This is a genomic window from Streptomyces sp. NPDC003023 (assembly GCF_042888225.1).
In the GTDB taxonomy this organism is placed as follows: Bacteria; Actinomycetota; Actinomycetes; order Streptomycetales; family Streptomycetaceae; genus Streptomyces.
The window spans coordinates 1-23,862 of record NZ_JBIAPL010000007.1 but is presented as its reverse complement, the minus strand read 5'-3'; the positions used below and the strand labels follow the sequence as shown (position 1 = coordinate 23,862).

General features: G+C 72.4%; 18 protein-coding genes and 1 rRNA gene. 4 read left to right on the top strand and 15 right to left on the bottom strand.

Translation table 11 applies throughout. The annotated features are described in order from the left end of the window. Nucleotides 1–144: 144 nt before the first annotated feature. From ACFYV1_RS22540 to ACFYV1_RS22530, 3 genes are all read right to left on the bottom strand, one after another. Nucleotides 145–2,157 (bottom strand): tetratricopeptide repeat protein, encoded by a 2,013-nt coding sequence (locus ACFYV1_RS22540; RefSeq protein WP_389397693.1) that lies wholly within the window; start codon nucleotides 2,155–2,157, stop codon nucleotides 145–147. Between the two features lie 1,062 nt (nucleotides 2,158–3,219). Next, nucleotides 3,220–3,846 (bottom strand): NUDIX domain-containing protein, encoded by a 627-nt coding sequence (locus tag ACFYV1_RS22535; protein WP_389397325.1) that lies wholly within the window; start codon nucleotides 3,844–3,846, stop codon nucleotides 3,220–3,222. An 86-nt stretch (nucleotides 3,847–3,932) separates the two neighbouring features. After that, nucleotides 3,933–5,582 carry a CTP synthase gene (locus tag ACFYV1_RS22530; protein ID WP_389397324.1) on the bottom strand — a complete coding sequence of 550 codons (1,650 nt, stop codon included), beginning with the start codon at nucleotides 5,580–5,582 and terminating at the stop codon, nucleotides 3,933–3,935. A 523-nt stretch (nucleotides 5,583–6,105) separates the two neighbouring features. On the opposite strand from ACFYV1_RS22530, the gene ACFYV1_RS22525 reads away from it, so the two are divergent. Continuing rightward, nucleotides 6,106–7,932, top strand: coding sequence for a glycoside hydrolase family 15 protein (locus ACFYV1_RS22525; protein WP_389397323.1), 1,827 nt, complete (start codon nucleotides 6,106–6,108; stop codon nucleotides 7,930–7,932). Nucleotides 7,933–7,983: 51 nt separating this feature from the next. Beyond that, on the top strand, nucleotides 7,984–9,606 hold the full coding sequence (locus tag ACFYV1_RS22520) for a PucR family transcriptional regulator (protein WP_389397322.1): 1,623 nt from the start codon (nucleotides 7,984–7,986) through the stop codon (nucleotides 9,604–9,606). Between the two features lie 538 nt (nucleotides 9,607–10,144). On the opposite strand, the gene ACFYV1_RS22515 is transcribed toward ACFYV1_RS22520, so the two are convergent. The 5 genes from ACFYV1_RS22515 to ACFYV1_RS22495 form a co-directional block, all read right to left on the bottom strand. Further along, entirely contained in the window at nucleotides 10,145–11,233 is a 1,089-nt protein-coding gene (locus ACFYV1_RS22515; RefSeq protein WP_389397321.1) for a glycosyltransferase family 4 protein, read from the bottom strand. 365 nt (nucleotides 11,234–11,598) lie between these two features. Then, the gene (gene recN / locus ACFYV1_RS22510) at nucleotides 11,599–13,326 is read right to left on the bottom strand and encodes a DNA repair protein RecN (protein WP_389397692.1); all 1,728 of its coding nucleotides are present in this window, start codon (nucleotides 13,324–13,326) and stop codon (nucleotides 11,599–11,601) included. 90 nt (nucleotides 13,327–13,416) lie between these two features. After that, entirely contained in the window at nucleotides 13,417–14,334 is a 918-nt protein-coding gene (locus tag ACFYV1_RS22505; protein WP_389397320.1) for an NAD kinase, read from the bottom strand. After that, entirely contained in the window at nucleotides 14,331–15,146 is an 816-nt protein-coding gene (locus tag ACFYV1_RS22500; protein WP_389397319.1) for a TlyA family RNA methyltransferase, read from the bottom strand. Before ACFYV1_RS22500 ends, ACFYV1_RS22505 begins: the two co-directional genes overlap by 4 nt. 7 nt (nucleotides 15,147–15,153) lie before the next feature. Next, the gene (locus tag ACFYV1_RS22495) at nucleotides 15,154–15,519 is read right to left on the bottom strand and encodes a hypothetical protein (RefSeq protein ID WP_389397318.1); all 366 of its coding nucleotides are present in this window, start codon (nucleotides 15,517–15,519) and stop codon (nucleotides 15,154–15,156) included. A gap of 42 nt (nucleotides 15,520–15,561) precedes the next feature. Here ACFYV1_RS22495 and ACFYV1_RS22490 point away from each other — a divergent pair, with 42 nt between their 5' ends. Beyond that, nucleotides 15,562–15,909 carry an SCP2 sterol-binding domain-containing protein gene (locus ACFYV1_RS22490; protein WP_389397317.1) on the top strand — a complete coding sequence of 116 codons (348 nt, stop codon included), beginning with the start codon at nucleotides 15,562–15,564 and terminating at the stop codon, nucleotides 15,907–15,909. 63 nt (nucleotides 15,910–15,972) lie between these two features. Here the strand turns inward: ACFYV1_RS22490 and ACFYV1_RS22485 are convergent, their stop codons facing one another. From ACFYV1_RS22485 to ACFYV1_RS22470, 4 genes are all read right to left on the bottom strand, one after another. After that, the gene (locus ACFYV1_RS22485) at nucleotides 15,973–16,854 is read right to left on the bottom strand and encodes an ABC transporter ATP-binding protein (RefSeq protein ID WP_389397316.1); all 882 of its coding nucleotides are present in this window, start codon (nucleotides 16,852–16,854) and stop codon (nucleotides 15,973–15,975) included. Then, nucleotides 16,851–17,888 (bottom strand): FecCD family ABC transporter permease, encoded by a 1,038-nt coding sequence (locus tag ACFYV1_RS22480; protein WP_389397315.1) that lies wholly within the window; start codon nucleotides 17,886–17,888, stop codon nucleotides 16,851–16,853. The genes ACFYV1_RS22485 and ACFYV1_RS22480 overlap by 4 nt, the downstream gene beginning before the upstream one ends. Next, nucleotides 17,885–18,937, bottom strand: a complete 1,053-nt coding sequence (locus tag ACFYV1_RS22475; RefSeq protein ID WP_389397314.1) for a FecCD family ABC transporter permease — start codon at nucleotides 18,935–18,937, stop codon at nucleotides 17,885–17,887. The genes ACFYV1_RS22480 and ACFYV1_RS22475 overlap by 4 nt, the downstream gene beginning before the upstream one ends. 107 nt (nucleotides 18,938–19,044) lie before the next feature. Next, complete coding sequence (locus ACFYV1_RS22470; protein WP_389397313.1) at nucleotides 19,045–20,073, bottom strand: HAD hydrolase-like protein; 1,029 nt, start codon at nucleotides 20,071–20,073, stop codon at nucleotides 19,045–19,047. 90 nt (nucleotides 20,074–20,163) lie between these two features. On the opposite strand from ACFYV1_RS22470, the gene ACFYV1_RS22465 reads away from it, so the two are divergent. Beyond that, nucleotides 20,164–21,453, top strand: coding sequence for a DUF1015 domain-containing protein (locus ACFYV1_RS22465; protein WP_389397312.1), 1,290 nt, complete (start codon nucleotides 20,164–20,166; stop codon nucleotides 21,451–21,453). Nucleotides 21,454–21,523: 70 nt separating this feature from the next. On the opposite strand, the gene ACFYV1_RS22460 is transcribed toward ACFYV1_RS22465, so the two are convergent. From ACFYV1_RS22460 to rrf, 3 genes are all read right to left on the bottom strand, one after another. Beyond that, entirely contained in the window at nucleotides 21,524–22,234 is a 711-nt protein-coding gene (locus ACFYV1_RS22460) for a tetratricopeptide repeat protein (protein ID WP_389397311.1), read from the bottom strand. Beyond that, nucleotides 22,219–23,526, bottom strand: coding sequence for a hypothetical protein (locus ACFYV1_RS22455; protein ID WP_389397310.1), 1,308 nt, complete (start codon nucleotides 23,524–23,526; stop codon nucleotides 22,219–22,221). Before ACFYV1_RS22455 ends, ACFYV1_RS22460 begins: the two co-directional genes overlap by 16 nt. A gap of 245 nt (nucleotides 23,527–23,771) precedes the next feature. After that, nucleotides 23,772–23,862 (bottom strand): 5S ribosomal RNA (gene rrf / locus ACFYV1_RS22450); the annotation flags it as partial.

The window sequence follows — 23,862 nt, the reverse complement described above, 5'->3', positions numbered from 1 at the left end:
GTCGATCACGGTCCTTGACTCAGGGGATATATCGGTCGATGACACGCGTACCCAGCCGCGCGAAGGCATACCGGGACACACCACGAGAAGCCGTGGTGCTGCCAGTCTAATGAAGGATTTCCAGCTGTCTAGCCTTGCAAAGCACTAATCTTTCAGCGCAGTGCCACGGATTTCGTAGGTTGAATCCTCTGTTCCAAGCATTCTTTCCGCAGTCGTACGGTGCAGCCGCGCCGCAGCGGGATCGCCGAGGCGGTCGAGGGTGTCGGCGAGCCTGAGCTGGAGCGCCGCGTGCAGCCGCACATCGCCCGCCCGGCGCGCCGGTTCCAGCGCTTCCTGGCAGGTGCGCAGACACTCCTCCGGCCGGCCCGCGTACTCCTGGACCCGGGCGACCTCGCTCAACGCCCTTGCCTGGGACGGCAGATCACCGACCTTGCGGTATCCGGCGACCGCCGCCCGCCAACTCCGCAGCGCTTCCCCGTAACGGCCCGCGTAGGTGTGGACCGTGCCCAGCCGCCCGTACAGCCGCGCCTCGTCGGCGCGTTCGCCGCGCGCCTGACGCTGCGCCAGGGCCCTGCCGTACCAGTCGGCGGCCCGCTGCCAGTCGCCCAGTTCCTGGTGGGCGCCGCCTACGGATTCCATCGCCCGGCCCGTCGCGTACGGGTCGTTCGCGGCACGGCCCGCGTCGAGCGCGGCACGGTAGCGGGCCAGCGCGTCCGTGGTGCGCCCGGTCCGCGCGTCCAGATCGGCGAGATTGAGCAGTGCGGCGGCCTGCTCACGGTGCAGGCCCCGGCGCTCGGCGACATCGAGGACCAGCTGGTGCAGACCGTACAGCTCGGGGGCCGCCGCCTCCGTGCCCCAGTGCGCCGCCAGCGCCCTGACCAGGGCCGCGACCAGCCTGCGTGCCAGGGTGTCCAGCTCACCGTCCTCGACGACGAGACGCGCGGAGGCCAGCAGCTCCGGCAGCCCGGCGCGCAGCCATTCACCGGCCGCCCGTGCGGAGCCGAAGCGCAGGGCGCGGGGCAGAGCGGCGAGCTTCGTGCGGGCCGGGGAGCCTTCGGGTTCGGTGATCGCCCTGCATGCCTGGAGGCGCCGTACCGTCCGCTCCAGCATCCTCGCCCGGGCCAGCTGCACCTCGGCCGGGCGGTCGGTGGCCTCCATCAGGGTGCGCAGCAGCGGCGCGAGCGCTCCCGGTACCTCGTACGACGCGCCCGCCCGGCGGAGAAGCCCCAGCCCGGCGAAGCGCTCGAGGCTCTCCTCGGCCTCCGAGACCGAGCAGCCTGCCAGCGCGGACGCGGTGTGCGCGTCCGCACGGCCGGCGGATGTGAGCGCCAGCAGCCGCAGCAGCCGCGCGGCCGACTGCGGAAGCGACTCGTACACCAGATGGAACGCCCTGGCCAGGGGCTTGATCCCGGTCGGGTGCCGGTCGTCCTCCGGCACTGTGCGCAGCCGCTTGGCGGCGTCGGCGACCGAGGCGCTGGGGCGGGCGGCGAGCCAGCCGCCGACGAGTACCAGCGCCGCGGGCTGACCGCCGCACTCCTCCGCGACCGCCTCCGCGGCCTGCGGGTCCACCGTGATCCGTACGGAGCCGGTGAAGGTGGCGAGCAGTTCGATCGCGGACTTGGCGTCCATGCCGCCGAGGGTGCAGGGCCTTACGTCGCGAATGCCGGTGAGCGGGCCTCGGGACACGGCCACCACCAGGCAGCCGGGGTTCTGCGGCAGCAGCAGGTCCACCTGCTCCGCGTCCGTGGCGTCGTCGATGAGCAGCAGCACCCGGCGCACGGCCAGTGCCTCGCGCACCATCTCGGTGAGCTCGTCGTCGCCCGCGCCCGGCGGTGAGGCGATGCGCAGCCGGTCGAGCAGTCCGCGGGCCGCCTCCTCCATGGGCACCGGCCGGCCGCCGGGTTCGGTGAGCCTGACCCGCAGGATGCCGTCCGGGTACCGGGCGCCGAGCATGCGGGCGAGTTCCTCCGCCAGCGCGGTGCGCCCGGTACCGGGCCTGCCGGCGATCAGCAGCACGCGGGCGCGGGGCGCCTTGCGGCCGGCGAGCGTGTCGAGGCCGGCCCTCTCGATGTCGGCGACGAGCGCCTTGAGCTCGCGCTGCCGCCCGAAGAACGGCACACGGGCCGGCCCGTTCCCCGTCGCCCGGGCGTCGGCCACCTTCTGGGCGCCGCTGCCACGGGGTCGGGCACCCGGACCATCGCCCTGTCCCGCCGGCGAACGCCCGAGGTCCGCCTTCTCCCGGCCGGGTGCCTCGAGTCCGTCGCGTCCGGCGGGCCCGGACGCCGCGTTTCGGTCGGACACCGTGAGCGGGCCGTCGGCCTTCAACGGGACCGCCGCCGCCGGGCCGTCCGACTCGGCCGCCTCCGGCGCATCCGACGCAACCGGGAAGCCGTCACCAGTCGACGGGACGGACACCACCGGGAAGCCCTCGGCCTTCAACGGGGCCGCCGCGGCCGGGCCGTCCGACTCGGCCGCCTCCGGCGCGACCGGGAAGCCGTCGGCAGTCGACAGGACCGGCACGACCGGGGAGTTGTCGGACTCCGGACGATCGGGCCTGTCGCCCGCGGTCAGGACCGCCGCCGTCGGCCCGTCGGTGGACTCCGCCATGGGGGAACCGGCAGGTGTCGCGGCGTCGGGAAGGGGCTCGTCTCCCCCGCCGGGCGGCTCCTCCTCCCGGCGATGTCCCGCGGCCCGGTCCGTGGCCCGGTCCCGTGCCGGGCCGGCCGGATCAGCGGCCTGCCCCGCGGCGCCGGCGCCGGGTGCCTCGCCGGCCGCCGCCGCTCGCCAGACCCGCGCGTCCGGGCCGAGACGGAGAGGCTCGGCGCCCGGTTGTTCCGCGTCGCGCGGATCACCGCTGCCGGTCGGCGACGAGTTCTCGGTGACCGGCGCCGCGGGCGTCTCAGGCCGGTGTCCGACCGGCCGGGCGGGCGGCGCCTGTGGCGCGGGTCGGGTGGGCGTGGCGTCCGCGTCCGGTTGCTTCGCGAGGCGGTCGGGCTCAGCAGGAACCGACCGGTGGGGGCCGTCCAAGTCCAGCGCCTGATCCGTCACGGGCCACGCTCCCGTCCGCCGTGCACGAGCCGAGCCCGCCGGGGCTCCGGGCGGGCGATTCGAGCGTAGTTCACTCTCTGCGACGATCCGTGCGGAGCACGGCAGCGGACGTCGGAGTCATCACCCGATCGGATCAGCAGATGGTCACATCAAGCACGCCGATGGGTGTACTCACGCCTCGAAGGGCCTCGCCGGCCACGGCGCCTCAGCGGGGCGCAGCGCCTCGAACCCGTCGCCGCCGCGCGCCGCGACCGCGGAAAGAGCGCCGACGACGAGGCAGGTGTTGTGGAGTTCACCGGCGAGCGCTCCCCGCACCAGCTCCTCGAGCGGCACCCGAGCCAGCTCCATGTCGGCCTCCTCCTCCGAGACCTCGAAGCGGTCGCCCTCCGCTTCCGACAGCCCCCGCGCGAGGAAGATCCGCACGGCCTCGTCGCAGCCGCCGGGCGTGGGGTAGACGTCGGTGAGCACCCGCCACTCCTCCGCCTTGACGTGCGCCTCCTCGTACAACTCCCGCTGTGCGGCGTGCAGCGGGTTCTCCCCCGGCACATCGAGCAGTCCGGCCGGGATCTCCCAGAGCTTCTGCCGCACGGGATGCCGGTACTGGCGCAGGACCAGGACCCGCCCGTCCTCGTCGAGGGCGAGCACGGCGACCGAGCCCGGGTGAACCTGGTAGTCACGCTTGACGACCGTGCCGTCGGGCATGACGACGTCGTCGGTGCGGACGCTCGTCTTGTTGCCACGGAACGGCGTCGTGGTCGCGGTGACCTGCCACTGCTCGGGCGTGTCCTTGATGGCCATCGATAGCGTCCTTCCACCCCACACAACGGAATCCGGGGTACGGACCGTGTCAGGTCCGTACCCCGGTCAACCGTATCGTCCGAGCGTCACTCGCCCGTCGTGCGCGCCTCTTCCTTCCGCTGCACGGCCGCCTTCACCAGACCGGCGAAGAGCGGGTGCGGACGGGTGGGACGGGAGCGCAGCTCCGGGTGCGCCTGGGTGGCGACGAGGTAGGGGTGCACCTCACGCGGGTACTCGACGTACTCGACGAGCCTGTTGTCGGGGGACGTGCCGGAGAAGAGGATGCCCGCCTTCTTCTCGAGTTCCGCGCGGTAGCTGTTGTTCACCTCGTAGCGGTGGCGGTGGCGCTCCTCGACGTACGGCTGGTCGTCGTACACCTCGCGCACGATCGATCCTTCCGCGAGCTTCGCCGGGTACAGACCGAGCCGCATGGTGCCGCCCAGGTCGCCCGCGCCCTCCACGTACGCCAGCTGCTCCTCCATCGTGGAGATCACCGGGTGCGAGGTGGCCGCGTCGAACTCGGTGGAGTTGGCGTCCGGGATCTCCGCCAGGTTGCGCGCCGCCTCGATCACGATGCACTGCAGGCCCAGGCAGAGGCCCAGCAGCGGAATCCTGTTCTCACGGGCGTACTGGATGGCGCCGACCTTGCCGTTGACGCCGCGCTCGCCGAAACCGCCGGGGATGACGATCGCGTCGACGTCGCCGAGCTGCTTGGCCGCACCGGCCGGCGTCCTGCAGTCGTCGGAGGTGACCCACTTGACCTGGACGCGGGCCTTGTTGGCGAAACCGCCGGCACGCATCGCCTCTGTCACCGACAGATAGGCGTCGGGCAGGTCGATGTACTTGCCGACGAGGGCGACGGTGACCTCGTGGTCGGGGTTGTGGACCCGGTCAAGCAGGTCCTCCCACACCGTCCAGTCGACGTCGCGGAACGGCAGGTCGAGCTTGCGCACGACATAGGCGTCCAGGCCCTCGGTGTGCAGCACCTTGGGGATGTCGTAGATCGACTTGGCGTCGATGGCGGCGACGACCGCGGCCTCGTCGACGTCGCACATCAGCGAGATCTTGCGCTTGATCGCGGTCGGCACGTCACGGTCGGCGCGCAGCACGATCGCGTCCGGCTGGATACCGATGTTGCGCAGCGCGGCGACCGAGTGCTGCGTCGGCTTGGTCTTCAGCTCCCCGGACGGGCCGATGTACGGGAGCAGCGAGATGTGCACGACGAAGACGTTGTCGCGGCCGACCTCGTGGCGGACCTGGCGGACGGTCTCCAGGAACGGCAGCGACTCGATGTCGCCGACGGTGCCGCCGACCTCGGTGATGACGACGTCGACGTCGTCGGTCGCCATCCTGCGGATGCGGGACTTGATCTCGTTGGTGATGTGCGGGATGACCTGCACGGTGTCACCGAGGTACTCGCCGCGCCGCTCCTTGGCGATGACCTGCGAGTAGACCTGGCCGGTGGTGACGTTGGCGGAGCCGTCGAGGTCGACGTCGAGGAAGCGCTCGTAGTGGCCGATGTCCAGGTCGGTCTCGGCGCCGTCGTTGGTGACGAACACCTCACCGTGCTGGAACGGGTTCATGGTGCCGGGGTCGACGTTCAGGTACGGGTCGAGCTTCTGCATCGTGACCCGAAGGCCCCGCGCCTTGAGCAGCGCACCCAGGCTGGAGGCCGTGAGGCCCTTGCCGAGGGAGGAGGCGACACCCCCGGTGACGAAGATGTGCTTGGTCGTCATGGCTGTGCTGTTTCGAAAAGCAGCGGGCGGCATCGCCAAGAGGGGGCTCCCGTGGTCGCGAAGTGAGGTGCGTGCCGGCTGCCGACCCGGATCCGGGGGGTGCCGTCGCTGCGGTTTCGGGGCCTTGCGGCCACCGGTCCACGGGGTACCAGGGTAACAGCGACGAGGGTGGCCCGCCTCCGGCCACGCCTGCGCACGCGCCGCCGGGGTGCCGGAGGTACCGTGACGGCAGCAGGCGGCAACCGCTCGGCGCGGCTCACCTGCCGCTCACCCGTTCGGGGCACATGTGTTGCCAGGACACTCACACAGATCGCCGACGTGCGTCGTATCCTGCTCGGACACTCGCTGCCGAGCCGGCCTGTGAACGGTCTCCATCCCCAGGCCGTATCACCCGGAGCACGGCACCCCCACCAGGCAAGTGGCAACGCCTCCCGCGTGGTGTTTTTGGGGTAGCCGCGGCTCGTCGACGACCCTGGACCGCAAGAACCGCAGAAAACCGCAGCAAGCGCCCCGCGGGGCGGACATGGCCGTTCGACTGGAGATGCACGTGGCCGGGCGCATCGAGGATTACGCACTCATCGGAGACATGCAGACCGCAGCACTGGTCTGCCGGGACGGCACGGTGGACTGGCTGTGCCTGCCGCGCTTCGACTCACAGGCCATCTTCGCCGGTCTGCTCGGCACGGAGGAGCACGGCTTCTGGCGGCTCGGGCCCGCGTACGGCTCGCACAACCAGGCGCCGGTCGCGACCCGCCGCAACTACCGGGGCGACTCCCTGATCCTCGAATCCGAGTGGGACACGCCTCGTGGCACGGTGCGCGTGACCGATTTCATGCCGCCGCGTGACGGCGCGCCGCAGGTGATCCGGATCGTCGAGGGTGTCTCCGGCCGGGTGCCGATGCGGTCCGCCCTGCGGATGCGCTTCAGCTACGGACGGATCGTGCCGTGGGTCCACCGGGTCGACAACCGCACGGTCGGCGTCGCCGGCCCCGATTCGGTGTGGCTCGACGCGGACACCGACACCTACGGCAAGGACCTCACGACCTACTCCGACTTCACCGTCGGCCCCGGTGACCGGATCACGTTCACCCTCAGCTGGCAGCCCTCCCACAAGAAGCCGCCGGCCCTGCCGGACCCGGAGGGCTCGCTGGAGGCCACCGCCGAGTTCTGGCGCGAGTGGGTCGACCACTGCACGTACCACGGCCCGTACCGCGAGGCCGTGGTCCGCTCACTGATCACGCTGAAGGCCCTGACGTACGCCCCGACCGGCGGCATCGTCGCCGCGCCGACCACCTCCCTCCCGGAGGAGATCGGCGGCGTCCGCAACTGGGACTACCGCTACACCTGGCTGCGCGACGCGGCGATCACCCTCTCCTCCCTGCTGCGCACCGGATACCGCGAGGAGGCCCGCGCCTGGCGCGAGTGGCTGCTGCGGGCGGTCGCCGGCGACCCGGAGAACCTGCAGATCATGTACGGCATCGCCGGCGAGCGCGAGCTCGGCGAGGCGGAGCTCGACTGGCTGCCGGGCTACGAGAACTCGGGCCCGGTGCGCGTCGGCAACGGCGCCGCCCACCAGCTGCAGCTCGACGTGTACGGCGAGGTCACGGAGGCCCTGCACCTGGCGCACATGACGGGCCTGGCGCGCAACGACTACGCGTCGCTTCTGCAGCTGAAGCTGATCCGCTACCTGGAGAACCACTGGAACCAGCCCGACGAGGGCATCTGGGAGGTCCGCGGACCGCGCCGGCACTTCGTGCACTCCAAGGTGATGGCGTGGGTCGCGGTCGACCGGACGATCAAGCTGATCGAGTCCGGCGACGCGGACGGGCCGCTGGACCGCTGGCGCGACCTGCGCGACGAGATCCACCGCGACGTCTGCGAAAAGGGATACGACCCGGAGCGCAACACCTTCACCCAGTCGTACGGCTCGAAGGAGCTGGACGCGTCGTTGCTGCTCATCCCGCAGATGGGCTTCCTGCCGCCCGACGACAAGCGGGTCATCGGCACGATCGAGGCGATCCAGCGCGAGCTGTCCACCGACGACGGCTTCATCCTCCGGTACCCGACGGAGGGCGCGGACGAGGGCGTCGACGGTCTGCCGGGCGACGAGGGCGCGTTCCTCGCGTGTTCGTTCTGGATGGCGGACGACCTGGCGATGATCGGGCGGGTGGACGAGGCCCGGCAGCTGTTCGAGAAGCTGCTGTCGCTGCGCAACGATCTCGGCCTGCTCGCGGAGGAGTGGGACCCGAGACTCCAGCGGCAGGTGGGCAACTTCCCGCAGGCGTTCAGCCATGTTCCCCTGATCGACACGGCACTGCGCCTGACCGCGTCCGGAGCCTACGGCGGCTAAGGCGTGACCGTGGTTGTCCTTGGAACTGCCACGCCGGTAGCGTCCTGAGCCATGGAAACGCAGGGCGGCATCACCGTGCGGCGGGCGCTCGAGCTGCCCGGGCTCCGCGGCGGACTCCCCGAGGTGCTCGCGGGGGCGGACCGGCTCGAACGGACGGTGCGCTGGGTGCACGCCGGCGAGGTGCCGAACATCGCCTCGCTGCTCAAGGGCGGGGAGCTGCTGCTGACGACCGGTCTCGGTCTCGGCACCCGCCCGGCGCAGCAGCGCGCCTTCGTCCACCGGCTCGCCGAACGCGGCATCGCCGCGCTCGTCGTCGAGCTGGGGCCCCGCTTCTCCCGGCTGCCAACCGCGATCGTGGAGGCCGCGCGGACGGCCGGGCTGCCACTGGTCCAACTGCACCGCGAGGTGCCGTTCGTGGCGGTGACCGAGGAGATCCACACCGAGATCGTCAACGGCCACTACGCGCTGCTCCAGCAGGCGGAGGAGGTGCACCGCCGCTGCACCGAGGCCCTCCTCGGCGGGGGCGGCGTCCCGGAGGTGCTCGGGATCCTGGCGTCCTTCACCGGCGACCCGGTGTTCCTCGAAACCCCCGACGGGCAACTCCTGTACGCCGCCGACCTGCCGGGCGCCGGGCCCGCGCCCGCGGACCCTCTCCAGGTGTGGGAGGGCCTGCGCGGCGGCCGGCCATTCGGACCTCCGGCGAACGCCGTCCTGATCGACGTACCGGGCGGCGGCCGCGGCGCCGGCGCGGTGCGTGCCCGGCTCGTGCTGCTGGCCGTCTCGTCCCCTCTGCTGCCCGTGCACCGGATCGCCGCGGAGCGCGCGGCGGGCATCCTCGCCGTGGTCCTGATGCAGGCCCGCCAGGAGGAGGAGCTCGCGGCCCGCGGGCGCGGTGACTTCCTGACCGACCTGGCAGAGGGCCGCATCGCGCCGGACGACGCGCCCGCCCAGGCGCGGGTCCTCGGCTTCAGGCCCGGCTCGGGGCCGCTGCTGCCGGTGGTCATGCGACTCGCCGCCGAACTCACACCCACCGGCAACTGGGCCGTACTCGCGCGCGCCGTGTCCGAGGAGCTGTCGTCCCTCGGAGTACCCGTCCTGCTGGGCGTACGGCCGGTCGAGGGCCGGGTGCCGCTCCTCGTCGGCCTGCGCGCGGAGTCCGACCGCACCGAAGTCGCGGACCGGGTGGCGCAGGCGCTGCGCACCGGCGTGGCCCGGGCGGGGCTGGAACGCGCGGGTGCGCATCCGCCGGTGGTCGTGGTCGCGACGGCGGGCGGCTGGGCCGCGGCGAGCGCGGCGCTGCGGCACGCGGCGGAGACGGCGACGGCCGCGCGTGGTTTGAGTGACCGGCCCTGGTACGACGCACGCCGCCTCGACATCGACCTGCTGCTGTGGCGGCTGCGGGAGCACCCGGACCTGGCGGCGTTCGTCGACCGGGCGATCGGGCCCCTGCGGGCCCACGACGCGGCGTCCCGCCCGCCGTTGCTGCCCACGCTCGAGACCTACCTGGCCCACGCGGGCCGCAAGGCGGAGACGGCACGGGAACTGCATCTGAACCGGCAGACGCTCTACAACCGGCTGGCGCGGATCGGGGAGCTGCTGGGAACGGACCTCGAGGACCCGGAGACGGTACTCGCGCTCAGCGTGGCGCTCCGGGCCCGCCGCCACACGCGCTGACGCGCGGGCGCGACGGGGTGGCGCCTGCGGCGGACGTGTTCCCCTCCCCGCCCCTTCCCCCTGTACCGATGTGCGGTCCGCCGGACCCGGTACCGCGCTCCGCGCGGTGTTTCGGGGGCTCCGCCCCCGGACCCCGCGCCTCAAACGCCGGCGAGGCTGGATGAGCCCCCACCCCTCGGACCGACCCCGCAAAGCGAAATCCAACCCGCCCGCAGGCACCCCCTACGCCTGACGGCACACGAGGCACCCCCACCCAGACCCCACGCCCCGAACACCGACCAGACTGGACGAGCCCCCACCCCTCGGACCGACCCCGCAAAGCGAAATCCAACCCGCCCGCAGGCACCCCCTACGCCTGACGGCACACGAGGCACCCCCACCCACGGCCGCCGGGCCGTAGGGGCGATTGAGGCCACCGCGCGACAGGGTGGGACAACGGCCCGGCCCGCACGGCGGCAACGGGCCCGCCGAGGCGGCACGGGGCCCGGGGCATGCCCCCGGTTTCGGGAAAGGGGCGGGGTGGGGAACAGCGCCGCGGCTACGGACGCGCCGCCAGCTCGTCGTACACGCTCAGAACCTGCACCACCGTCTCGTCCTCCGTCGGCCACGTCCGCGCCTGCGCCCGGCCCGCCTCCGACAGCCGCTCCCGCCGCTCCGGGTCCGACAGCAGCCGCGCCACCGCCGCCGCCAGCGCGACGGAGTCACCGACGGGCACCAACTCGGCCGCCTCGCCGACGAGTTCCGGCGTACCACCGACCGCCGTCGCGACCAGCGGCACGCCAAGCCGCAGTGCCTCCTGGGCGAACAGGGCGCGCCCCTCCCAGCGGGAGGGCAACACGGCGACGTCCGCCGTGGCCAGCAGCTCGGGGACGTCGTCGCGGCGGCCCAGCAGCACGACCGGCAGGTCCTCGTCCGTGATGCGGCGCCGGAGCCTCGCCCGCTCCGGCCCCTCCCCCGCGATCATCAGCAGCGGCTCCGGATCGAGGCGGCGCCAGGCACCGGCGGCGTCGAGGAGGGTCCCGTGGCCCCGGTTCCGCCCGAGCGCGCCGACAGCCACCAGCAGCGGGCGCCCGACGACGCCGAGTTCGGCGCGGAGCTTCCCGTCCCCGGCGGGCACCTCCTGGGACGCCAGGGGCGTCGCCACCGGAGCGAGCCTGGCGTCGCGGGCGCCGCACGCACGCGCCCGGTCGACCAGTTCCGAGCATGTGCCGAGGACGACCGCCGCCGCGCGCGCCGCTCTGCGCTCCAGCAGCCGGATGACCGCCGCCCGCGCGCCGCCCGCGTCGTGGGCCCGGGTGTGCCAGGTGACGACGAGCGGAGGGTGGGGGCGCAGCCCGCCGAGGGCGAGCGAGGCGCGTACGGCGGCGTTCAGTCCGTGTGCGTGGACCACGTCCGCCTCGGCACATGCCGCCCGCAGTGCGCCGACCGCCGCCGGGTCGCTCCGGCGGGGGACGGGCACGAAGTGGGCGCCCGCGCCCTGGAAGTCGTAGGCGTGGTCGGTCCCGGCGGGAGCGCACACCGTCACCCCCACACCGCGCGCCGTGAGCCCTGCGGCCAGTGACCTGACGTGCGCGCTGCTGCCCGCACTTGTGCCGCCAAGCACTTGGACCGTACGCAGCTGTGTCACTCGCCAAGGATGCCAGTCCGTACGGACGTTCCGGCACCGTCCGGGTGTCGTGCCTGTGTACGGCGGCCGGTCCGGTCGACCGGATCACCCACATAGGTGATTTCCGGTCGGTCCGGGGCAGCGACCCAGGGTCCTTCGTCGGGATCAGGCCGGATCCGTGAGTGGTCCCCCGTAGGGGGCTGGTGCCGTGCGTCGCAAGGCTTAGCAAGGAGCCCACATGGAGGGGTCACCTCCCTTGCGCGCGGAGGGCTACGGAGGAGTCGGCGACCGACGACAACGCGGTGTGGGAGGCACCTCCCGCGCCGAAGGCCGCGGGAGGTGCGATGCCAGGGCACGCGAGCCCGGCAAGACCCGAACGAGGGGCCCTAGCCGTCCGCGCGTGCTGTCGCCAGGAGTTCCTCCGCGTGGGCGCGGGCGGTCTCGGAGTTCTCCTGACCGGCCAGCATCCGCGACAGCTCCCGTACCCGGTCCTCGCCCTCGAGGACCGTGACGCCGCTCCTGGTGACCGTGCCGTCGTTGGTCTTCTCCACCAGCAGCTGCCGGTCCGCGAACGCGGCGACCTGGGGCAGGTGGGTCACCACCACCACCTGTGCCGACTTGGCCAGTTTGGCGAGCCGGCGACCGATCTCGACGGCCGCCTTGCCTCCCACGCCCGCGTCGACCTCGTCGAAGAGGTACGTCGGCACCGGGTCGGTGCCCGCGAAGACGACCTCCACGGCGAGCATCACCCGGGACAGTTCACCGCCCGAGGCCCCCTTGGCGATCGGCCGGGGCGGGGCTCCGGGGTGCGGGGCGAGGAGCAGTTCGACCTCGTCGACGCCGGAGGGGCCGTACGCCACGGACCGGCCGCCGACCTCGACACCCGAAGCCTCGTCGGCGGACTCCGTCTGCCGGATCTCGAACGACACCCGGGCGTGCGGCATCGCGAGGGAGGCGAGCTCCGCCGTCACCGCCTCGGCGAAACGTGCCGCCGCTTCCGTGCGGGCGTCCGTCAATGCCTGGGCGAGCCCGGAAAGTTCACGGCGCAGCGCGTCCCGTTCCGCGGTCAGCTCGCCGATGCGGTCGTCGTCGTTGTCCAGTTCGGTGAGACGGGCGGCGCCGTCCTCCGCCCAGGCGAGCACGGCGGCGATGTCCGCTCCGTACTTCCGGGTGAGCTGTGTCAGCGCGGCCCGCCGCTCCTCCACGGCGGCGAGCCGCAGCGGATCGGCGTCCAGGTTGTCGGCGTATCCGGCGAGCTCGCCGGCCACGTCGCCGAGCAGGATCGAGATCTCGCCGATCCGGTCGGCGAGCGCCGCCAGCGCCGGGTCGTGGGACCGTACGGCCTCCAGTGCCCGTCCCGCGCCGGCGACGAGTGTCGTGGCGTCGACGACCTCCGGGTCCTCCGGGTTGCCCGCGAGGGCGGCATGGGCGACGGACGCGGCGGACGCGAGCGCCTCCGCGTGCCCGAGCCGCTCCGCCTCCGCGGCGAGCTCGACGTCCTCACCGGCCCGCGGCTCCACACCGGCGACCTCGTTCAGGCCGAAGCGCAGCAGGTCCGCCTCCTGGGCGCGTTCACGAGCGCGCGTGGTCAGCTCGTCGAGTTCCGCGCCGGCGGCACGCAGGCGCCGGTAGGCGGCCGCGTATTTGGCGTGCGCGCCGCTGACGGCGTCGCCCGCGTACCGGTCGAGGGCCTCGCGCTGCCGGGCGGGGCGCAGCAGGCCCTGCTGGTCGGTCTGGCCGTGCACGGCGACGAGCTCGTCGGCGAGCTCGGCCAGCGTGCCGACCGGCACGGAGCGTCCCCCGAGGTGGGCGCGGGAGCGTCCCTCGGCGGAAACGGTACGGCTGATCAGGAGCGTGCCGTCGTCGAGCTCGGCGCCCGCCTCCTGCGCGCGCAGCGCGGCGGGGGCGTCGGCGGGGACGCTGACCCGCCCCTCCACCACGGCCGCCTTCGCGCCGATCCGCACCAGAGCGGGGTCGGCACGCCCGCCGAGCAGCAGCCCGAGGCTGGTGACGACCATCGTCTTACCGGCGCCCGTCTCGCCGGTCACCGCCGTGAATCCGGGTGACAGCTCGACAACAGCGTCGTCGATGACCCCGAGTGACCGTATCCGCATCTCCTCCAACACGGACACGACCATACGAGGTCCGCCCCCCGGTGTGCGACGGGCCCCGGCCTCCGATTCACTCTCCCGGGACGGAACGGCTCAGTGCGGGGCCCCGCGCCAGCCGGAAACCGGCAGGGCGAATTTAGCGACCAGCCGGTCCGTGAACGAGGCGTGGTGCAGCCTGGCGAGCCGTACGGGCACGGCACCGCGCCGCACCACCACCCTTGCGCCCGACGGCAGTTCGACGGTTCTGCGCCCGTCGCACCACAGCACCCCGTGCGGGGTGTTCGGCTGGACCTCGACCGCCAGTGTCGACTTCGGGGAGGTCACCAGCGGCTTCGCGAACAGGGCGTGTGCGCTGATCGGCACCATGAGGAGCGCTTCCACCTCGGGCCAGACGACGGGGCCGCCGGCCGAGAAGGCGTACGCGGTCGAGCCCGTCGGCGTGGCGCAGACGATCCCGTCGCAGCCGAAGCCGGTCACGGGACGGCCGTCGATCTCGAGGACGACCTCCAGCATCCGCTCGGCGGAGACCTTCTGGACGGCCGCCTCGTTCAGCGCCCAGTCGCGATGCACGATGTCGCCGTTGCTGTGCACGACGACATCGAGCGTCATGCGCTCCTCGACGTCGTAGGCACGGGACACGACCCGGTCGACCACCCGGTCGAGGTCGTCGCGCTCCGCCTCCGCGAGGAAGCCCACCCGGCCCAGGTTGACGCCGAGCATCGGTACGCCCGAGGCGCGGGCGAACTCGGCGCCGCGCAGGAGTGTGCCGTCGCCGCCGAGCACGATGAGCAGCTCACAGCCGTCCAGTACCTCAGGGGTCGCCTCTGCGACGGTCTCGACGGAGGCGGGCAGCGGCAGGTCCTCCGCCTCCGCCTCCAGCACGCGTACACCGATGCCGTGGCGCAGCAGCCCTAGGACGACCAGCTCCGCACTGCGGATCGCCGCCGGCCGCCCGGTGTGCGCGAGCAGGAAGACAGTGCGTGCTGCTGCCGGCTCTGAAGTTGTGGTCAACGAGGTCCCTCCGCCACTGCACGGTCGACGTCCGCAGGATCGAGCTCGGGCGCATCCGCCCGGAGCCAGAGAAAGTATTCGACGTTCCCCGAGGGTCCCGGTAGAGGGCTGGCAGTGACGCCCCGCACTCCGAGCCCGAGCTTGGCCGCCCGTTGTGCCACCGCCCGTACCGCTTCGGCCCGCAGTTCGGGGCTGCGCACCACTCCGCCGCTGCCCAGGCGCTCCTTGCCGACCTCGAACTGCGGCTTGACCATCAGCACGAGATCCGCGTCGGGTGCGCTGCAGCGGACCAGCGCGGGCAGCACGAGCCCGAGCGGGATGAAGGAGAGGTCCCCCACCACAATGTCCACCGGCACTCCGTCGATCGTCTCCAACGTCATTTCACGCACGTTGGTACGGTCCTTGACGGTGACGCGTTCATCGCTCTGCAGGGACCATGCGAGCTGTCCGTACCCGACGTCCACGGCGACGACGTGCGCCGCTCCGGAACGCAGCAGCACGTCGGTGAATCCGCCGGTCGACGCCCCAGCGTCCAGGGCACGCCGCCCCTCGACCCGCAGCCCCAGCGGTACGAAGGCGGCCAGCGCGCCGGCGAGTTTGTGCCCGCCCCGCGAGACGTAGTCGGGGTCGCTGTCGTCGGCCGCGACGACGATGGCGGCGGCCTTCTCGACCTGGGTGGCGGGTTTGGTCGCCACCGTGCCGCCGACCGTCACCCGGCCCGCGGCGATCAGCTGGCTCGCGTGCTCGCGCGAGCGCGCGAGTTCCCGGCGTACCAGCTCCGCGTCGAGTCGAAGACGGGCCACTCGTGCCACGTTCGGTTCAGCTCCTGTGGTTGTGCGATTCCGGACGGGGCCCCGGGCGGGTGTCCAGCGCGGTCAGCGCGTCCCTGAGCCCCCGGTGTACATCCTCGTACACCTCGAGGTGTCCGTCAGCGGCGAGGTGGTCGGCATCGGCCAGCCGCTCGAGCAGCGCGTCGACCCCGGCGTCACCGGTGGGCACGCGCGGTACGCCGAGGGGTGCGGGAGCGGCGGGGGTGTCGGGGGTGGCGGCCGCGGGTTGCGGCGCGGAGGCAGTCGCGGAAGGCGGCACGGATTCCTGCGCGGCATCCCGCACGGAGTCCTGCGCGGCACCCCGCGCGGCGTCGGTCTCCGCCGGCTCCGGGCCCCGGGGCATCGAGTCGCTCATGCCAAGACGCTACCGTGACGGCCTGCGGTACCGTCGCTGGCGATGGCCACCACGCAGGAGTGCCGCAGCGCGCTCGACAGACTCTCGGACAATCTGGCGAAGGCGGACGGCGACGTACGGAGCGCTGCCGCCCTCGACCGTTCCCTCAGCTGCCACATCACGGACCTGGACGTCACGTTCAGCGGCCGACTGGCGAACGGCCGGATCGAGGTGACCGACACCGCGCAGGGGCCGCCTTCCCAGAAGGCCCAGATCCGTCTGGCGATGGCGGGCGACGACCTGCTGTCGATGGTGGACGGATCGCTGCACTTCGCGAAGGCGTGGGCGGCGGGCCGGGTCCGCCTGGAGGCCGGCTTCCGGGACCTCATCCGCCTGCGTGCGCTGCTCTGACGGGACGACTGCGCGAACGTGGACAGGGCCCGCCCGCGATCGAGGCGCGGGAGTACGGGTACCTCACCCGACCCGCACCCCGCTCCCCCTCCGAGACGACGCCGGAACCACCAGCGGCGTCCCGGACTCCGGGTCGTCGATGATCCGGCTCCTGACCCCGAAGACCTCCTCCACCAGCTCCGCCGTGACCACCTCGGCCGGCGGCCCCTCGGCCACCACCTTTCCCTCCCGCAGCGCGACGAGGTGCGTGGCGTAGCGCGCGGCCTGGTTGAGGTCGTGGAGAACGGCGACGAGCGTGCGCCCCTGCGCCTCGTGCAGTTCCGCGCACAGGTCGAGGACCTCGAGCTGGTGCTGGATGTCGAGGAACGTCGTCGGCTCGTCGAGCAGCAGCAGCGGCGTCTGCTGCGCGAGCGCCATCGCGATCCAGACCCGCTGACGCTGACCGCCGGACAGTTCGTCCACGTAACGGTCCGCCAGTTCACCGACCCGTGTCGCGGCCATCGACTCCTCGACGATCCGCTCGTCCTTCGGCGACCACTGGCGCAACAGGCCCTGGTGCGGGTAGCGCCCGCGTGCCACCAGGTCGGCGACGGTGATCCCGTCGGGGGCGACGGACGACTGCGGCAGCAGGCCCAGCGTCCGCGCGACCTTCTTCGCCGGCAGCGAGTGGATGGCCTGCCCGTCCAGCAGGACCTGCCCCTGTGCCGGCTTGAGCATCCGGGAAAGCGCGCGCAGCAGTGTGGACTTGCCGCACGCGTTCGGGCCGACGATCACGGTGAAGGAGTTGTCGGGTATCTCCACCGACAGGTCCTCGGCGATGACCCGCTGGTCGTAGCCGAGGGTGACCGATTCCGCGGTGAGGCGCTGTCGCTGCATCGTCGTCGTACTCCTGGGATCCTGTGTCTTCGGGCCTGCGGTAGAGGTGGCGAAGGGCGTCGGCGTCATATCCGGCCCGCCTTGCGCTCGGTGACGAGCAGCCAGAGCAGGTAGCCGCCGCCGAGCACCGCCGTGACGACGCCGACCGGCAGCATCCGGTCGCCGAAGGCGTTGGTGGCGATCCAGTCCGCGACGAGGAGCAGCGCCGCGCCCATGAGGGCGGCCGCGGCCAGGTTCGGTCCCGGCGAGCGGGTGAGGCGGCGTGCCAGCTGCGGCGCGCTGAGCGCCACGAAGGCGATGGGCCCGGCGGCGGCCGTGGCGACCGCGATGAACAGGACGCCGGATCCCATGAGCACGACACGGGTGCGTTCGACGGGCACGCCCAGGGCGTAGGCCGCGTCGTCGCCCATCTCCAGCATCCGCAGCGGCCGTCCGTGCGCGAACACGACCGGCATCAGGACCACGCACATGCCGACGAGCGGCCACACCTGCGCCCAGTCGCGTCCGTCGAGCGAGCCGGTCATCCAGAGCGTCGCCCTGGTGGCGTCCACCAGGTTGGCCTTGGTGATCAGGAAGTGGATCACCGCGGTGAGCATGGCGGCGACGCCGATGCCGACGAGCACCAAGCGGAAGCCCTGCACCCCGCGCTTCCACGCCAGGGTGTAGACGGCGATGCCGGTGACGATTCCGCCGGCGACCGCACCGCCCGCCACGGCGAGTGAACCGCCGCCGAAGAGCACGATCACGGTGAGCGCGCCGACGGTGGACCCCTGCGAGAAGCCGATGACGTCGGGGCTGCCGAGCGGGTTGCGGGACAGCGACTGGAATACGGCGCCGCTCAGCGCGAGGGAGGCGCCGACGAGGACCGCGACCAGCACTCGCGGCAGCCGCACGTCCTGGACGATGAACTCCTGTGCCGCCGTGCCGTTTCCGAGGAAGGTATTGACCACGTCGCCGAACGACATGGGGAAGTCGCCGCTGCCGACGAGGACGACCGCGACGGCCGCCGCGACCGCGCCGAGCAGCAGGACGACCGCGGCCGCGCGGGAGTCCACCCGTACGGAGAGCCCGCCGGGCGTGCGGAGTGCTTTCACGGCCTTCACAACTGGGCCATCCTCTTGCGGCGTACGAGTTGGATGAAGACCGGCCCGCCGATCAGCGCGGTGACGATGCCGACCTGCAGTTCGGAGGGGCGGGTGACGACCCGGCCGACGACGTCGGCGCCGAGCAGCAGCACGGGTGAGAGGACCGCCGCGTACGGCAGGATCCAGCGCATGTCGGGGCCGGTGAGGGCACGGACCACATGCGGGATCATCAGCCCGATGAAGACGATCGGCCCGCAGGCGGCGGTCGCCGCACCGCACAGCAGGGTGATGGCGGCCATCGACAGGATGCGGGTGCGGGTCAGGTGCGCGCCCAGCGAGCGGGCGGTGTCGTCGCCCATCTCCATCGCGTTCAGCGGCCGGGCCAGCAGCAGGGAGAGCACCAGTCCGACGGCGACGAACGGCACGATCTTCCTGATGGTCTCCATGTCGGCGGAGGCGAGCGAGCCGACCGTCCAGAAGCGCAGCCGGTCGAGGGCGGCCGCGTCGAGGAGCTGGACGGCGTTGATGTAGCCGTACAGCGCGGCGGTCGCGGCCGTGCCGGCGAGCGCTAGTCGCACGGGGGTGGCGCCTCGGCTGCCGCCGAGGACGTACACGGCCGCGGACACCACCGCCGCGCCCAGGAAGGCGAACCACACGTAGCCGGTGAGCGACGTGACGCCGAAGAAGCTGATCGCGGAGACGACGGCGGCCGACGCTCCGGCGCTCACACCCAGCAGGCCGGGTTCGGCCAGGGGGTTGCGGGTGAGCGCCTGCATGACCGCGCCGGAGACGCCGAGGGCCGCGCCGACGATCAGCCCGAGCAGGGTCCTCGGTACGCGGACGTCCCTGATGATCACGTCGTTGCCGGTGCCCGTGTTGTGGAACAGTCCGTCCCACACGTCGGACACGGGAATCGCCTTGGCGCCGACGGCGATGCTCGCGACGCAGATCAGCAGCAGGATGACGAACGACACCAGCAGCCCGGTGGCACGCAGGGCGTGACGCTTGGGGGTTGCGGGTGCGGATTCGGACTCCGCGCTCCGTTTCGGGGGACTGTCGACCAACACGCGGTTAGGTTAGCCTACCCTCGCATGATGCTTCCGCCGGGCTGACCGGCCCCCCAGAACTCAAGGCCCTGCGCCACCCCCCAAAGCGGCGCCGCCCACCGAGCCGGTCACAACCCCAGCCGGGCCAGGGCCTTCCCGGCGTCGAGCGTGCAGGCACCGTCGCCCCCGTTCGTCCACGCGGCACCGCAGAGCGCCCGCAGCCCGTCCAGCGGTTCGCCTTCGCCGTCCAGCGCCAGCTCCTCGCCGCGCACCGAGGCGGTCCATCCGCCACAGCGGAACGCACCGTCCGACTCCGCCACTTCGGGCTGCCCCGTCAGCATGCCCCGCAGATCCGCGTCGACGTAGGTCGGCCGGTGCTGCGGCACGGCCGCGAGCAGTTGTGCCGCGTCCGTCACCCCGGTCAGCACGAGCAGCGAGTCGACACCCCCGTTGAACGCGCCCTCGATGTCGGTGTCCAGCCGGTCACCCACGACCAGCGGCCGCTCCGCCCCTGTACGGAGGATCGTCTCCTTGTGCATCGGCGGCAGCGGCTTGCCCGCGATCTGCGGCTCCGCGCCCGTCGCGATCCGTACGACCTCGACCGCCGCGCCGTTGCCGGGCGCGATGCCCCGGGCGCTCGGAATCGTCAGGTCGGTGTTGGACGCGAACCACGGAACACCCCGCGCGATCGCGTAACAGGCCTCGGCGAACCGCCCCCAGGCAAGGTCGGGGCCCCCGTACCCCTGGACGACCGCCGCCGGATCGTCGTCCGCCGACTCCACCGGCTCGAGACCCCGCTCGCGCAGCGCGACCTTCAGCCCCTCGCCTCCGATGACCAGTACACGGGAGCCGGCCGGGACCTGTTCGGAGATCAACCGGGCCACCGCCTGCGCGGAGTTGATCACATCGCCGGCCTCCGTCGGGATGCCGAGCTCGGTCAGATGCCCGGCCACCACGTCGGGTGTGCGCAGCGCGTTGTTCGTGACGTACGCCAGGTGCATGCCCTGCGCCCGGGCCGTCGCCAGCGACTCGACGGCGTGCACGATCGCCTCGCCGCCCGCGTACACCACCCCGTCGAGGTCGAGCAGGGCAGTGTCGTACGCCTCGCTCAGCGCCCTCGCGCTCGCACTCGGCCGGTTCGCGCCCTGCTGACTCATCCGTCTCCGCTCCTCACCGCTCTCCGTACCCGGTGCCCGGGTACGCTCCCCCGATCATCGCTCATCGCCAGGTACACATACGATGCACTGATGAACAACGAAGGTCCTGCGGCCAATGGCGGTCTGCATCTGATCCCGTTCCGTGGACTGCGCTACGTCCCGGAGCGGGTGGGCAGCCTCGCCGCCGTGACCTCGCCGCCGTACGACGTCGTCGTCAGACCCGACGGACTTCACCACCTGGAATCGGCGGACCCGCACAACATCGTGCGGCTGATCCTGCCCCAGGCGACGGCCGCCGAGGACCGCAACAGCCAGGCCGCACAGACGTTGACGCGCTGGCTGACGGAAGGCGTCCTGGCGGCGGACGACGAGCCCGCCCTGTACGTGTACGAGCAGCGCAAGGGCGATGTCCTGCAGCGCGGTGTCATCGGTGCGCTGGCACTCTCCGAACCGTCCGACGGCGTCGTCCTGCCGCACGAGGACGTCATGCCCGACGTCGTCGCCGACCGCGCGGCCCTCATGCGCACGACCGCGGCGAACCTGGAACCGCTGCTTCTCACGTACCGCAGCGCCGGCAAGGCCGTCGGCACGACGGCCGTCATCGAACGCACCATCCGACGCGCACCGCTGCTGTCCACCACCACGGAGGACGGCTTCAGCCACCGGCTGTGGCGCGTCACGGACGCGGCCGAACTGGCCGAGGTCCAACGTGACCTGGCGCAACGTCAGGCGATGATCGCCGACGGCCACCACCGCTGGGCCACGTACCTGCGGCTCCGCGCGGAGCACAGGGCGCCCGGCCCCTGGAACTACGGCCTGGTCCTGCTCATCGACAGCGCCCGCTATCCCCTGCAGGTACGGGCGATCCACCGGGTGCTGCACCGCCTCCCGGCCTCGGAGGCTCTCGCGGCCCTGACCGGTTCCTTCCGGGTCCGGCAGCTGGACGTGCCCCTGCCACAGGCACTCGACCGCCTCGCCGAGGCGGCCGGCGAGAGCAACGCCTTCCTCCTCGCCGGGGACGGCACCTTCCATCTCGTCGACCGGCCCGACGCCGCGCTGCTCGGCCGCACGGTCCGGGACGACCGCCCGGAGGCCTGGCGCATGCTGGACGCGACGGTGCTGCACTCCACTCTCCTGGAACACATCTGGCAGATTCCGGATGCTCCGGAACACATCGCCTACATCCACGATGCCCGGGCGGCGGTCACCAAGGCGGAGCGGGACGGCGGCACGGCGGTGCTGATGCACCCGGTGCGGGAAGAGGTGGTCAGGGACCTGGCGCTCGCGGGCGTGACCATGCCGCGCAAGTCGACGTCGTTCGGGCCCAAGCCGGCGACGGGGCTGGTGCTCAGGAGCCTCACGCTGGACCGGCAGGGCTGACGGAAGCGAAAACGAGTGAGGGCGGCACCCGTTGACCGGGTGCCGCCCTCACTCATGTGCAGCCGAGCCGCTACGACTGGTCGTCGGAGCGGTCCGTACCCGGCGCCGGCTCCTCGCTGTCGCTGTCGCTGTCGCTGTCGCTGTCGCTGTCGACAGTCTTCACGTCGCCGTCGTGCCGGCCGTGCTCGTTCTGCTCGTCCTGCTCGTCGTCGTGGAAGGCGTCGACGAACTCGACACCGTCCATCTCGGCGAGCCTGTCGGACGCGTCGGTGGCGCCGTCCTTGTCGGCCTCGAGTGCCTTCGCGAACCACTCCCGGGCCTCGTCCTCCCGACCGGCGGCGAGCAGCGCGTCGGCATAGGCGTACCGGAGTCGAGCGGTCCAGGGCTGTACGGAGCTGGAGGCCAACTCCGGGCTCTGCAGGGTCACGATGGCCGCGTCCAGCTGCCCCATGTCCCTGCGCGCTCCGGCGGCCACGAGACGCATCTCGACCTGGCCGGCCTTGTCCAGCTTCTGAACCTCGGGCTCGCCGGCCATCGCCAGCGCCCGCTCGGGGCGGCCCAGGCCGCGCTCGCAGTCCGCCATGACGGGCCAGAGCTCGACCGTGCCGGTCATCCGTCGGGCCGCGCGGAACTCGGCCAGCGCCTCGGAGTACTTCTGCGTCGCATACGCGGCGAAGCCGGCGGCCTCGCGCACGGCGGCGACACGAGAAGCGAGCCGCAGCGCGATACGGGAGTACGCGTACGCCTGCTCAGGGTCCTCGTCGATCAGGTTCGCGACCATGACCAGGTTGCGGGAGACGTCCTCGGCGAGGCCCTTGGGCAGGCTCTGGAGCTCCTGGCGGACGTCCTTGTCGATCTCGTCGCCGGTGACGTCGTCCGGGATCGGCAGACGCTTGATCGGCTCGCGATCGGGACGGTCCCGGTCGTCGCGCCGCCCGTAGCCACCACGGTCGCCCCGGTCACCACGGTCGTCACGGGACCCGCGGTAGCCACCGCGGTCACCGGGACGGTCGTCGCGGCGAGGGCCGCGGAAGCCGCCTCGGTCGTTGTCACGGCGGGCGGGACCACCGCGGTCGCCGGAACGGTCGTCACGTCGGAAGCTGCCGCCGCCACCGCTGCCACCGGGGCGACCGCCCCGGTCGTCACGGCGGTCATCACGCCGGTCGTCGCGACGGAAACCACCGGGACGCTCATCCCGGCGGTCATCACGGCGCTCGTCGCGACGGAAACCACCCGGGCGCTCATCCCGGCGGTCATCACGGCGCTCGTCACGGCGGAAGCCGCCCGGACGCTCGTCACGACGGTCGTCACGCGGACCGCGGTATCCACCACGGTCGTCGTCACGGCGGAACCCACCCTGACGGTCATCACGCCGCGGGAAACCACTCTGACCGGACCGGTCGTCACGACGAACCTCACGGCGGTCGTCACGACGGTCGTCGCGACGGAAACCACCCGGGCGCTCATCCCGGCGGTCATCACGGCGCTCGTCACGGCGGAAGCCGCCCGGACGCTCGTCACGACGGTCATCGCGCGGACCGCGGTATCCACCACGGTCGTCGTCACGGCGGAACCCACCCTGACGGTCATCACGCCGCGGGAAACCACTCTGACCCGACCGATCGTCACGACGGAAGCCACCGCCACCCCCGGGGCGACCGCCCCGGTCGTCACGACGGTCATCGCGACGGAAGCCGCCCGGACGCTCGTCACGACGGTCGTCACGAGGACCACGGTATCCACCACGGTCGTTGTCACCGCGCCCGAATCCACCCCGGTCACCGGGACGGTCGTCACGTCGGAAGCTGCCGCCCCGGTCGTCGCGACGGTCGTCGCGACGGAAGCCACCGCCACCACCGGCAGGTCGGCCGCCACGGTCGTCACGAGGACCGCGGTATCCACCGCGGTCGTCTTCACGACGGGGGCCACGGTCACGATCCCTGTCGCGGTCGTCGCGACGGAAGCCACCGCCACCACCGGCACCGCCGGGACGACCGGCACCGCCACCAGGGCGACCGCCACGGTCGTCACGGGCCCCACGGAAGCCACCACGGTCACCACGGTCGTTGTCACGACGGGGACCACGGTCCCTGTCGTCGCGACCGCCGCGGAAGCCGCCCCTGTCACCACCGTCGCTGCGACGCGGCTCGCGTTCCGGACGATCGTCGGAAGAGTTGGGGGACATCGGTGTGACTCCTGTCTTCGGGTACCACAGTCATTCTCGCGCAGCCGGCCATCGGACGCGCTTCGTCATTCTCGGCAAAACAAAAAGGACCCTTGGTCCAGCGTGAACGCTGGACCAAGGGTCCTGAAAGATTGTTCGGCGGCGTCCTACTCTCCCACAGGGTCCCCCCTGCAGTACCATCGGCGCTGAAAGGCTTAGCTTCCGGGTTCGGAATGTAACCGGGC

What these genes read in the sequence shown, in the direction of transcription:
- ACFYV1_RS22535 (WP_389397325.1), bottom strand. Translation starts at nt 3,846, where the DNA reads ATGGCCATCAAGGACACGCCCGAGCAGTGGCAGGTCACCGCGACCACG.
- ACFYV1_RS22490 (WP_389397317.1), top strand. Translation starts at nt 15,562, where the DNA reads ATGGCCACCACGCAGGAGTGCCGCAGCGCGCTCGACAGACTCTCGGAC.
- ACFYV1_RS22460 (WP_389397311.1), bottom strand. Translation starts at nt 22,234, where the DNA reads ATGGTCGCGAACCTGATCGACGAGGACCCTGAGCAGGCGTACGCGTAC.
- ACFYV1_RS22530 (WP_389397324.1), bottom strand. Translation starts at nt 5,582, where the DNA reads ATGACGACCAAGCACATCTTCGTCACCGGGGGTGTCGCCTCCTCCCTC.
- recN (WP_389397692.1), bottom strand. Translation starts at nt 13,326, where the DNA reads ATGCGGATACGGTCACTCGGGGTCATCGACGACGCTGTTGTCGAGCTG.
- ACFYV1_RS22470 (WP_389397313.1), bottom strand. Translation starts at nt 20,073, where the DNA reads ATGAGTCAGCAGGGCGCGAACCGGCCGAGTGCGAGCGCGAGGGCGCTG.
- ACFYV1_RS22520 (WP_389397322.1), top strand. Translation starts at nt 7,984, where the DNA reads ATGGAAACGCAGGGCGGCATCACCGTGCGGCGGGCGCTCGAGCTGCCC.
- ACFYV1_RS22525 (WP_389397323.1), top strand. Translation starts at nt 6,106, where the DNA reads ATGGCCGTTCGACTGGAGATGCACGTGGCCGGGCGCATCGAGGATTAC.
- ACFYV1_RS22465 (WP_389397312.1), top strand. Translation starts at nt 20,164, where the DNA reads ATGAACAACGAAGGTCCTGCGGCCAATGGCGGTCTGCATCTGATCCCG.
- ACFYV1_RS22485 (WP_389397316.1), bottom strand. Translation starts at nt 16,854, where the DNA reads ATGACGCCGACGCCCTTCGCCACCTCTACCGCAGGCCCGAAGACACAG.
- ACFYV1_RS22495 (WP_389397318.1), bottom strand. Translation starts at nt 15,519, where the DNA reads ATGAGCGACTCGATGCCCCGGGGCCCGGAGCCGGCGGAGACCGACGCC.